Source organism: Microbulbifer maximicatervae (SeqCode) (assembly GCF_052466985.1).
The window spans coordinates 2,678,410-2,689,296 of sequence record NZ_CP174298.1 but is presented as its reverse complement, the minus strand read 5'-3'; the positions used below and the strand labels follow the sequence as shown (position 1 = coordinate 2,689,296).

The window sequence follows — 10,887 nt, the reverse complement described above, 5'->3', positions numbered from 1 at the left end:
TAATGCTTTCAGGGGCAGGGTTGTCGCGCTAATTTATTGGTAGGGGCAACAACCGCCTTCAATATGGTCGATAAAATCCTGTTCAAAGAGTTTTAACGCACTTTGTATAGGCTCTGCAGCGCCGGGAGCCAGGGCGCAAAAGGTATTGCCGGGGCCAATACGCTCGCACTGTTCCCTGAGGAGTTCCAAGTCTTCTTTAGTCCCCTGGCCAGACTCTATTCTCTCCAGAATTTTGACCGCCCAGGGCAAGCCGTCCCGGCAGGGGGTGCACCAGCCACAGGATTCCCGCGCAAAGAACTGGGTCAAGTTCAGTACCAAGCCAACGGGGCAGGTTTTATCGTCGAGCACAGTGATCGTGCCGGTCCCCATACGGCTGCCGGCCTTGCCGATAACGTCGTAATCCATGGGAAGATCGAGGTGGTCCGGGCCGAGGAAGTCGGTCGATCCTCCACCGGGAAGAATGCCCTTCAGTTGCAGGCCATCTTTCATGCCACCGGCATGTTGTTCAATAATTTCGCGAATGGGCGTCCCCATTGGGAGTTCCCAAGCCCCTGGATTATTAACCTTGCCGCTAACACCAAATATTTTGCTTCCCGCATCGTCACCCCGGCTAAGGTTTTTGTACCACTCCACGCCGTGGCTAATTAAATGGGGAAGGTTGCACAAGGTCTCTACATTGTTAACGACGGTGGGTTTGCCCCAAAGCCCGCTGACCTGTGGAAAGGGGGGCTTGGCACGGGGAATGGCCCGCTTGCCTTCAAGGGCGTTTAGCAGTGCGGTTTCTTCACCACAGATATAGTTACCGGCGCTGCGGTGCAGACAGATCTCCAGATTAAAGCCACTGTCGAAAATATTTTCTCCAATCATGCCCTGCTGCTTGGCTTCATCGATTGCCTGTTCGAGCCGCTTTGCAGCCAGGTGGTATTCACCACGAATAAAAATATAGGCGTGAGAGGCGCCAATGGCATAGGCGGCTATAGCCATTCCCTCAAGAAGGAGGTGGGGGTCTCGCTCCATTAGCAATCGGTCTTTGAAGGCGCCGGGCTCCATTTCATCGGCGTTACAGACAACGTACTTTTGCTTGGGCGAATCTTCACCCCTAGGCACAAAACTCCACTTCAGCCCAGTGTTAAACCCCGCTCCACCGCGTCCGCGCAGGCCTGCATCTTTTACTTCGTTGATAATATCGTCCGGTACCATGGTGATGGCTTTGCGCCAGCCCTGGTAGCCGTCGTTTTCCACATATTGCTCAATAGTGGCGGCAATATTTTCACTGGAAATATTCTTAGTCAGTGGATTTGTCAGCATGGTATTTTTTCTTCTTATCGATTAATTCATCAATACCTTTCTCATCCAAATGGCGGTGCATCTCCTCGCCGAGCATAAGGACTGGGGCTTTGTCACAATCTCCCAGGCAGGGCGTTTCCAGCAGGGTGAAAATCCCATCTTCGGAGGTCTCTCCAGGCTGGATATTTAAGCGCTCAGATATTTTTTTCTGCAAATTATCGCAACCCATAATCCAGCAGCTGGAGCTTTTGCACAGGTAGATCACTTCCTTGCCTACTGGTTGGCGGAAAATCAACTGGAAGTAGGTGGCGACACTCTCAAGTTCTGCAACGGGAATATCCAGATAATTGGAAATTGCCTGGAGGCTCTCATCGGAAATCCAGCCGCGATGTTTCTGTACAATCCGCAACGCCTCGAGCCCCACTGAAGTTTTTTCGTGGTAGTGGGTGGCTTCCTGATCAATTTCCTCTTTTTCTTGTACTGTTAAGGTCGCCAGGTTGTCTGCTGAATTGCTATTGCCTTGCTCCATTACTTCAATCAATTCCGGTTCTAGTAAGCTGGACATAGTCGCCCCCGAGATAGAACTTGCGGAGGTTTCATTGAGGCGCTGCTGCCATCTGTGTGTGCGATGACTGAAACGCTGGGTGTATTTCCGTGCACTTTTCTACTCCGCTGCTGTACGGCCCTGCGCGTGCCGTAGTTTTTTATTGTTATCTGTCCACATCCGCCATGACGAAGTCGATGCTGGCAATAATGGCAATAAGGTCAGCAATCAACAGTCCGTTGGACATCAACGGAATCATTTGCAGGTGTGGGAATGAAGGGGTGCGAATTCGGGTCCTGTATGAGGTGGTCCCCCCATCACTAACGATTTGGTAGCTGTTGATACCTTTAGTGGCCTCAATGGGATAACACACTTCGCCGGCTGGCATTACCGGTCCCCAGCTGTTATTCACAAAGTGCTGAATTAAAGTCTCGATATCCTCCATAGTGCGCCCCTTTCGCGGAGGGGTGGTCAAAGGATGGTCCGACTTATAAGGGCCTGCCGGCATATTTTCCAGGCACTGGCGGATAATCCGCAGGCTCTGCCATATCTCGTCCACCCGGACCCGGCAGCGGTCGAAACAGTCCCCACCATCGTAGCTGGGAATCTCGAACTCGAACTGATCATAGCCGCTGTAAGGGCGCTTTTTGCGCAGATCCCAATCCAGGCCCGTGGCGCGAAGCCCTGGCCCGGTAACCCCCCACTCAAACGCCTCCGCCGTATCGTAGACACCAATGCCACGGGTGCGGCGTTGCAGGAGTTTGTTTTTAATTACCATGCCGTCGTAATCGGCTAAGCGTGCGGGCATATAGTCAAGAAATTCCCGCACCATCTTGTCCCAACCTTGGGGTAAGTCCTGCGCTACTCCGCCGATACGGAACCATGCCGGGTGCATCCTGCCGCCGGTAATGGCCTCAACTATTCCAAACAGTTTTTCCCTATCGATAAACATATAGAACACGGGAGACATCTGCCCCACGTCCTGGGCAAAGGTGCCAAAAAATACCAGGTGGCTGGATATGCGGAAGAACTCGCACATCATCACCCGTATCATCTGTGCGCGTTCAGGGACCTTAATGCCGGCGAGTTGCTCCAGTGCCATCACATAGGGCAGGTTGTTCATGACACCGCCGAGGTAATCGATACGGTCGGTGTAGGGCACATAGGTATGCCAGGCCTGGCGCTCGGCCATCTTCTCTGCACCGCGATGGTGGTAACCGATATCCGGCACTGCATCGACAATCTGTTCACCATCCAGCTGAAGGGCTACACGGAATACCCCGTGCACACTGGGGTGATTCGGGCCCAGATTGAGGAACATAAACTCTGAGTCTTCATTACTCCTGGCCATGCCCCAGTCTTCCGGCCGGAACAGCAGGGCGTCTTGTTCTTTGCGCTCCTTCTCTTCTGACAGACTAAATGGGTCGACTTCGGTAGCTCGGGCGTGGTGATCCTTGCGCAGTGGATGCCCCTTCCAGGTCAGCGGCATCATGATTCTCTGTAAATGGGGATGACCGGGAAAGTCGATACCGAATAGATCCCACACTTCCCGTTCATACCAGTTGGCATTCTCCCAAACGGCAGTAATAGTCGGTGCGCTCAGATCACTCTCGGGAAGAGCCACCTTGATACGGATAAATAAATTGCGGGTAAATGAAAGTAGTTGATATACCAGGGTGAAATCGCTGGAAGGCTGTTTTTCGGTTCCCTCCCCACGGTTGACCCGCAGCCGTTCGTCGATAGCACTCAGGTCATACAGCATTTCAAATGGCTGGGCGATATCCCGCTTGAGAAAGAGCAAAAGAGGGATCAAGGCATGTTTCTCGATCCACAGTGTGGGCATATCATCACAGTGTGGCTGCCACCAGAACGAGTGAAGCTTATATCCGGTGTCGAGGTCCCGAATAAATGCCTCTGCTGCTTTCCTGTAGGGAGTTGCTGTGTGGACAGTTTTCGCAATTACGCCAGTCATTGGCTATTCCGTTGTTTTTTTCTTATTCCATGAAGCCTAAACACTGTCGGGCGCACGTAGCATGTCAGCTTTCATACGTTCCTCCCTATGGAGATCACGCTGACTGGGCTTTGGAACCTTGTGAGTTCCTTGATCATCCACAACCCAGCTGAAGGCTCGTCTCTCCGCAGCCACCGACTTTTGCAGCAAGGTCAATCCCTGCAGTAGAGCCTCTGGGCGTGGTGGACAGCCGGGCACATAAACATCGACCGGGAGAAACTTATCGACTCCCTGAACCACACTGTAGATATCGTACATACCGCCGGAATTTGCGCAGGAACCCATGGAGATGACCCAACGGGGTTCGATCATTTGCTCGTAGAGTCGCTGTACCACTGGTGCCATTTTCAGGAAAACCGTCCCTGAAATTACAATCAAATCCGCTTGTCGTGGGGTTGCACGGATGACCTCAGCGCCAAAGCGGGAGATGTCGTGGCGGCTGGTGAAGGCGGTGGCCATTTCTACATAGCAACAGGACAACCCGAAGTTAAATGGCCACAGGGAATTTGAACGGCCCCAGGAAACCAGCTCTTCGAGTTTGGTAAGGAGAATATTTTTTTCTAAATCTTGAGTGCTTATTTCTTCAGAAGGATTGCCGTGTTCGGTAGCAATCAGGTCGTCGGCTTTGCTCAGCTTCCAGCGCATTATGAATTCTCATTGTTGTTATCGGGGTTTTTGGCGTTTCTCCAAACTCTTCTGGTATCCGCCCCAGTCAAGTGCGCCCAGGCGCCACAGATAAATAAGCCCCACCAGCAGTATCACGATAAATACGGTGGCCTCGATAAACCCGAGCAGGCCAGTTTCATAAAATGCGATGGACCAGCTAAACAGGTAAATCGCCTCCAGGTCGAAGACGATAAACAGGATGGCAACAAGGTAATAGGCGACAGATAGGCGCAGACGCGCATTGCCCTGGGAAACAATACCTGACTCATAGGGCTCATCGGTAGCCGGGTCTCTGCGTTTCTGACCGAGAAAATAGGAGAGGCTGAGCATTAAGGTAATTAGGGCAAATACGGCCAGGCAATAAACAATCAATGGCCAAATCTGAGGAGTGAACTGATCCGGGTAATTCAACTTCGCTCTCCCATGTTTCTGCGGGCGAAGCCCGTATCAATCACTGGTCTTGCAGTAAAAGGGCAAATCAAGAATTCTGATTTTGAGGGTGCTCTCACGCAAGAAGAGATAATTTGAAAAACGATTATTGCTTTTCTGCGAAATTTTTTAGTTGTCGGTAATCCTTTTCGCTTGTCTGATTTATAAATCGTTGCGGGAGATAGCGCCAGTGGTGCGAAGGAACGTTTAATTCTTATGTATATACTTTTTATTCGGTAGGGTTATGTAATGTCTTGCGACAGTTCGATAAATGAAAATGTGCGCCAGTATTCAGAAGATGAAGGAGGGTCCTATTGCTATTAAACTATTCCTCTGATTAAAAGCAGATCGGTATTTTAGGGATACGCTGTACTGGAATTAGAATGTGATGTTATTGATTTGTTTGGCACCTAATAATTCCATCATAGTGCACTCCACTTGCGGTTCTGTATGGGACCTTCCACTTGTTATGAGTGAGGTAGTTTGGCCAAGCAAGTACATTTATCCAATTCTTCTCGGTATTTCTAACAAGGTACACATCGCTTGCGTTACATTGAAGCTTGTACCTACGGAACCCTTCTTCTATCACGGAATAATCTCGCCCCTTAAACTGAACTTCAGAGTCACCCCAATGGCCATCTGAGCTTTCAAAGCTTACATCGGGGTTGTGGATTTTTATAATGCCAAAGAGGAATGTGATTCCTAAAGCCAAAATTAATAAGCAAATTGCTCTTATTGTGGTGGTAGTCATCGCTTGCTTCTGAGTAACTTTTAGTCTCTTTTTAGGCATGCTTTCGGCGTAGGACTATAGCGCTTAACTTCTATAAGAATTGTAACATACAAGCAGTTTGTTGATTGGCGACAATGATATGCTGTGTGTAGAGTACTTGCGAATTACAAGGTCACCACCACTAAACTGAATTTTCTGTCCTTCGAAGATAACTTCCTCCCAGCTATCAGGGTTCGACGATTCGTTTTCATGTACCACTAAATAGCAAAAATTTGGATTTTCAGTTTTGGGTAAACTACTTACTAGTGAACTTGCACTGATACCATATTTTTCGCAAAGTTCAAGCTGTCCTATCGCCGACTTTATCTGAATTAAAATGCCAATATGCTCAGCTTTAAGTTCTATCGATTCAAAGTCATTCACCGATTCTAGCTCGGTTAAATATCTTTTTAATTCTTCTATGGCTGGGTTCATAGTGATTTACTCATGATGCCTCGCTGAGCCGAGGGCATACAGAATTTATTTTGTGATTAGCTCAGCGAAGCATGTGTCAATGTTGTGTACGTTCTGGTTATGATTTGTCCCAATCTTTAAATGGAAAATATAATAAATTGGAATTGTAATATCTTGGATCTCCAGTAACCTCTTTATCAATCCACTCCGGCAACTCCACACTTTCAGATTCACTTTGCATCTCGACCTCAGCAACAATCAAGCCGTCATTGTCTCCATGAAAGATATCTATTTCCCAGGTGTGTTTTTCGTGCTCTACTATGAATCTCGTTTTATCTATGATGGGACCATCACATAGCTCCGCAATCATTTCATTTGCGTCTTCAAAGGGTATTGGATACTCAAACTCAGTCCGTGTAATTCCTTTACTTTCACCTTTCAATGTTAGATATGCATGCTCTCCGATTACGCGAACTCTGACTACAGCTTTGGACTCCGTACTTACATAGGCTTGTTTGATTCTCTTTCCACCTGTAAAAGAAGCAATAGCCTTTTTATCTACTAAGAACTTCCGCTCAATTTCCTTTGCCATACTTTCTCAACCCTAAATCTTAACACTTGCTTAATAGGCATATACGAGGTAGTCAAAATCTGACACGCAGCGTAGTAGTCAGCCAGTATATGCCCTTGTTGGAGCACTTATAAGCCGTTTTTGCCGAATTCTTTCAATGCAATTAACGCTTCCTTTGCTTTTTCTGATTGTACAAAAATATGGTCATGGAAGTATGCTGCAATTACATTTGCGCTAATACCCTTAGAAGCCAGTTTGTTTGAAACAGCGGCTGTTAACCCAACAGCCTCTAAACTAGAATGTACGGTTAAAGTTATTTGCTTGTAAGTATTTTTAAATTGCAAGCCCTCACGGCTTGCGATATCTTTTGTTAAGACAAGTGTTAATCCTTCTTTTTCGTTGAAGCTTGCAAGTGGGTTCCATTCAATATATTGAGCTAATGAGCCTGAAACAGTGCAAAATACAAATTCGTCTTCAATAAGTACGGGGTTCATTTCGCTCAAAAGACGCTCTAGTTCTAGAATTCCTGACATTGCTTGATAATTCCAAATTCTTGCTTGTACAGCAAGCGCTAATCAATATGGAGCATGGCTGCAAAATGGTGGTGGTCCAACAAATACTTGTTCTTGCGATCGTGCTTGGCTTTGTATGGTTGTTCTTGCCTGATTCTTATACTGAATTCCTTTTTGTTAGCGGGAAATGAAAACCCATATTCAATGGTAACCGAAGTCCTTGATTTGTAACATATTGTTTGACAGCCAGCCTATCAAAGCCCGCATAAACAGGGAATTATCAGAAACCTATTAAGCGTAAATTACATAGTCAGGTTTGGACTTGAGGCGGAAAAATAAGAGGACAAGAGAATGAAGAAGAGATAGAGGAACCTTTGGTGTTGTAACATATCGTCATACATAGGATTTTATCTCCCCCTGATAGTTCCATGCATAGGAATATGCAAATCATTGAACTTTATAATTTTCCATTTTAGTAATTAAGAAGTCCCAAAAAGCCTTGATACGTGCTGTGTTTCTCAGATCCTTATTAGCTAGAATCCACAAAGATGAGTTGTACTTAGCATCCAATCGATAGAGTTCGACAAGATCATACGAATCATCTGTATTAGTTCAGACCAAATCTGACACATCCTCTTGAAAAAGAGGGGTTTACCGGTTTTGATGAAGGTGCCTAAACCTAAAAACAAAACCAAGGATAAACCCCATGATCCATACTAATGATCGTATCATCAAACACAAGACCGGATTGCTCAATCTTGCAGAAGAGCTTGGCAACATCTCAAAAGCTTGCAAGATGCTTGGTGTATCGAGAGACACTTTCTATCGGTACAAGGAAGCTGCTTCAAGTGGCGGTGTGGACGCCCTTCTTGAAAAGAGTCGACGGGTGCCTAACCACAAGAACCGTGTTGACACAGCAATTGAAGAGGCCGTGTTGACTTATGCCCTCCAAGAGCCTGCCCATGGACAGGTTCGAGTCTCCAATGAGCTACGTAAACGTGGCGTATTCGTGTCCCCCAGTGGTGTTCGGAGTATCTGGTTACGGAACGACCTGGCTAACTTCAAGTTACGATTAAAAGCACTTGAAGCCAAGGTGGCTAAGGAGGGGCTAATCCTCACGGAGTCGCAGGTTCAGGCCTTGGAAAGAAAGCGACATGATGATGAAGCCTGCGGGGAAATTGATACTCAACACCCCGGCTATCTAGGTTCTCAGGACACCTTCTATGTAGGAACATTTAAGGGGGTTGGGCGTGTTTACCAACAAACCTATGTCTACACCTATGCAAAGATAGCCCATTGCAAGTTGTACACCACTAAGACGCCAATCACAGCAGCAGATCTTCTGAATGATCGTGTATTACCGTTTTACGCCATGCATGATCTGCCGGTGTTGCGTATTTTGACTGACCGCGGTACTGAATATTGCGGTAAGCTGGAGCAGCATGATTATCAGTTGTACTTGAACATCAACGAGATAGAACATACCAAGACAAAAGCCAGGCACCCACAAACAAATGGTATCTGTGAGCGCTTCCATAAAACTATATTACAAGAGTTCTACCAGCCATCGTTACGACGAAAGATCTATGGATCAATAGAAGAGCTACAAAAGGATCTGGACGAATGGCTCGTATATTACAATAATGATCGAACTCATCAGGGTAAAAAGTGTTGTGGTCGCACACCGATGGTAACCCTTGAAGAGGGTAAAAGTATCTGGAAGGAGAAACTCGTAAACTGAATTTGACCTGACAGAGTACCTTCTGAAAAACCGGTAACTGTCAGATCAAGTCTGAACTACTACAAATCATCAGTTGGTAGCAAAGCTATTCCTTGATCATTAAACGCAGCGTTCAGTGCTGTAGTGATAGAATTACAATATATGGATTTAGCATTGTGTTTAATTCGTTTCTGATACCAATGCACTGCTGGGTTATCTAAGTGCACGTAGTCAATAGCTGTTAGGCGTTCAATTTCGGACAACTTGAAAGGAGCGTTATACCCACTAGCCTTCAAAAAGTCTTCAGAGGCATAGATGCTTAAATTTACATCTCTCATTTTACGTGCAATAAGGTTTTCCGGTGCTGTATGACTTGCCCTAATGGCAATGTCCGCATCGCGATGCTCGATATCCAGAGCCTGCTCACTTTCAAGGATCTCAAATTCAATGTCGGGGAATGACCTCCGGAATTCACTAACCCACTCGGGCAAAGTGGTCGTTGCCATTGTTGAGGGTGCGGTAACACAAATTAAACCTTGAACTTTATCATGTTGCAGAGAACTTTGAATGAGGATGCCATCGGCCAATGACTCCATTCGCTTGGCACTATCCAAAATAGTTCGCCCCGCCTCAGTCAGTTGGTAGCCGCGACGACTAACAATAAATAGCTGCGTTGAAAGCTCGCTTTCAAGCTGCTGGATCCGCCTCCAAACAGTGGTTGAATTAACATTCAACTGCCTAGAAGCCGCCTTTAAGGTTCCTTTCTCTGCAAGCGCGATAACGACCTTCAAATCGTTCCAATCCATGACATTACCCTGACGTTGCATTCATGCAATAGAAGTTTGCCTTTTTGTCTATATAACTGCAACAAGAGAACACCTAGTCTGTGCTCGTCATTTAACGAAATAGGGTTCCCTTCATGAGAACACAGGTAGTCATCTTTTACGTGGCCTCATCTATGTTCGCGGTGCTGATGATGATATCAGGCATGGCCAAACTAACAGGACAGGAAGCCATTGTTCAGGCAACGGTTGATTTAGGCTACCCGCTTTATTTGTTGCAAATCTTAGGAACCGCCTATTTGATTGGCTCGATTGCAATTCTTCAACCAAAGTTCAAAACACTTAAACAGTGGGGATATGCAGGCTTCTCGATAGCTCTGATCGGGGCTTCGGGATCGCACCTACTGGCCGGGCAAGCGCTCAGCACCGCTTTACCAGCTACTGTCCTATTAGCCGTTTTAGCGGTTGTTATAACCTTGAATGCGAGACTGACTCGCCTTAATTTTTCTGATGAGGAAGTCAGAAATAATATCTCCTCATCGCAAAGAGCAATGTCAGAGGCCAATAAGATATAACCAGTTACGGTGTATTGGATAGAAATATGTCGGCTTACTCCGTTGATTGATTTGACAAGAGTAGTAATCAACAGGAATACAGTTTTATGGAGGTTGCTAATGTTGGATCACTGGGAAAATAGCCTCACCTGACACTCTTCAGGATACCTTGGAAGATGAGGTAACCGGTTCAGGCCGTATTAGCTGTCGCTCGAGTGAGTGTCCTGAAGGATTTAAACATTGCATTTACAGTCAGGAGTCTCTATCTGTTAGCCTCGACTTGCCTCCAATAAAATTTTCAGGGGCTGCTGGCAATTCTTTTTAAAAATTATATACATTGAGGACAATCTTACGCCCTCCGTGTAAAGGCTCAAGGACCATGTGTGCTTGTTGTAGCTCAAGGATATTGTACGTATATTCTTTTTGTTCTTTCTCATAATATTGATCGTATTCTATATACAGCACAGAGTCTTCTATAGACTAAACAAAATCATAAGTGAGCGGAAAGTGTGGGTGGCCAATATATGTATTGAACTCGCCTTTCTCTCCCTCTTGATAGGTCCAATGTTCTCCGGGCCTACTCCAAGTTTGAATTAACAGGCTTCTGGTAAGGTTGTCGTCACCTTCG

11 protein-coding genes are annotated in these 10,887 nt (G+C 46.5%); 2 read left to right on the top strand and 9 right to left on the bottom strand.

What is annotated here, in order from left to right; genetic code table 11:
* Nucleotides 1-33 precede the first annotated feature (33 nt).
* The 8 genes from nuoF to ACJJI3_RS11855 form a co-directional block, all read right to left on the bottom strand.
* Nucleotides 34-1,308: an NADH-quinone oxidoreductase subunit NuoF gene (gene nuoF / locus ACJJI3_RS11890; protein WP_444939847.1), complete on the bottom strand. Its 1,275-nt coding sequence runs from the start codon at nucleotides 1,306-1,308 to the stop codon at nucleotides 34-36.
* On the bottom strand, nucleotides 1,286-1,852 hold the full coding sequence (nuoE, locus tag ACJJI3_RS11885) for an NADH-quinone oxidoreductase subunit NuoE (protein WP_444935065.1): 567 nt from the start codon (nucleotides 1,850-1,852) through the stop codon (nucleotides 1,286-1,288). The genes nuoF and nuoE overlap by 23 nt, the downstream gene beginning before the upstream one ends.
* A gap of 145 nt (nucleotides 1,853-1,997) precedes the next feature.
* A complete protein-coding gene (gene nuoC / locus ACJJI3_RS11880; RefSeq protein ID WP_444939846.1) occupies nucleotides 1,998-3,803 on the bottom strand; it encodes an NADH-quinone oxidoreductase subunit C/D in 1,806 nt (601 codons plus the stop codon).
* 36 nt (nucleotides 3,804-3,839) lie between these two features.
* The gene (locus tag ACJJI3_RS11875; protein WP_282934025.1) at nucleotides 3,840-4,487 is read right to left on the bottom strand and encodes an NADH-quinone oxidoreductase subunit B; all 648 of its coding nucleotides are present in this window, start codon (nucleotides 4,485-4,487) and stop codon (nucleotides 3,840-3,842) included.
* Nucleotides 4,488-4,505: 18 nt separating this feature from the next.
* On the bottom strand, nucleotides 4,506-4,919 hold the full coding sequence (gene ndhC / locus ACJJI3_RS11870; RefSeq protein WP_282934024.1) for an NADH-quinone oxidoreductase subunit A: 414 nt from the start codon (nucleotides 4,917-4,919) through the stop codon (nucleotides 4,506-4,508).
* A gap of 832 nt (nucleotides 4,920-5,751) precedes the next feature.
* Nucleotides 5,752-6,141, bottom strand: coding sequence for a hypothetical protein (locus tag ACJJI3_RS11865; protein WP_444939845.1), 390 nt, complete (start codon nucleotides 6,139-6,141; stop codon nucleotides 5,752-5,754).
* A gap of 97 nt (nucleotides 6,142-6,238) precedes the next feature.
* Nucleotides 6,239-6,712, bottom strand: coding sequence for a CYTH domain-containing protein (locus ACJJI3_RS11860; protein ID WP_444939844.1), 474 nt, complete (start codon nucleotides 6,710-6,712; stop codon nucleotides 6,239-6,241).
* 107 nt (nucleotides 6,713-6,819) lie between these two features.
* On the bottom strand, nucleotides 6,820-7,224 hold the full coding sequence (locus ACJJI3_RS11855; RefSeq protein ID WP_444939843.1) for an ACT domain-containing protein: 405 nt from the start codon (nucleotides 7,222-7,224) through the stop codon (nucleotides 6,820-6,822).
* 685 nt (nucleotides 7,225-7,909) lie between these two features.
* Here ACJJI3_RS11855 and ACJJI3_RS11850 point away from each other — a divergent pair.
* Entirely contained in the window at nucleotides 7,910-8,944 is a 1,035-nt protein-coding gene (locus ACJJI3_RS11850) for an IS481 family transposase (RefSeq protein ID WP_444939842.1), read from the top strand.
* Nucleotides 8,945-9,003: 59 nt separating this feature from the next.
* On the opposite strand, the gene ACJJI3_RS11845 is transcribed toward ACJJI3_RS11850, so the two are convergent.
* Nucleotides 9,004-9,729, bottom strand: coding sequence for a LysR family transcriptional regulator (locus ACJJI3_RS11845; protein WP_444939841.1), 726 nt, complete (start codon nucleotides 9,727-9,729; stop codon nucleotides 9,004-9,006).
* 113 nt (nucleotides 9,730-9,842) lie between these two features.
* Between ACJJI3_RS11845 and ACJJI3_RS11840 the strand changes: the two genes are divergently transcribed.
* The gene (locus ACJJI3_RS11840) at nucleotides 9,843-10,280 is read left to right on the top strand and encodes a DoxX family protein (protein WP_444939840.1); all 438 of its coding nucleotides are present in this window, start codon (nucleotides 9,843-9,845) and stop codon (nucleotides 10,278-10,280) included.
* Nucleotides 10,281-10,887 lie beyond the last annotated feature (607 nt).

Coding starts and splice junctions, on each gene's coding strand:
- nuoF (WP_444939847.1), bottom strand. CDS start 1,308: ATGCTGACAAATCCACTGACTAAGAATATTTCCAGTGAAAATATTGCC.
- nuoE (WP_444935065.1), bottom strand. CDS start 1,852: ATGTCCAGCTTACTAGAACCGGAATTGATTGAAGTAATGGAGCAAGGC.
- nuoC (WP_444939846.1), bottom strand. CDS start 3,803: ATGACTGGCGTAATTGCGAAAACTGTCCACACAGCAACTCCCTACAGG.
- ACJJI3_RS11875 (WP_282934025.1), bottom strand. CDS start 4,487: ATGCGCTGGAAGCTGAGCAAAGCCGACGACCTGATTGCTACCGAACAC.
- ACJJI3_RS11865 (WP_444939845.1), bottom strand. CDS start 6,141: ATGAACCCAGCCATAGAAGAATTAAAAAGATATTTAACCGAGCTAGAA.
- ACJJI3_RS11860 (WP_444939844.1), bottom strand. CDS start 6,712: ATGGCAAAGGAAATTGAGCGGAAGTTCTTAGTAGATAAAAAGGCTATT.
- ACJJI3_RS11855 (WP_444939843.1), bottom strand. CDS start 7,224: ATGTCAGGAATTCTAGAACTAGAGCGTCTTTTGAGCGAAATGAACCCC.
- ACJJI3_RS11850 (WP_444939842.1), top strand. CDS start 7,910: ATGATCCATACTAATGATCGTATCATCAAACACAAGACCGGATTGCTC.
- ACJJI3_RS11845 (WP_444939841.1), bottom strand. CDS start 9,729: ATGGATTGGAACGATTTGAAGGTCGTTATCGCGCTTGCAGAGAAAGGA.
- ACJJI3_RS11840 (WP_444939840.1), top strand. CDS start 9,843: ATGAGAACACAGGTAGTCATCTTTTACGTGGCCTCATCTATGTTCGCG.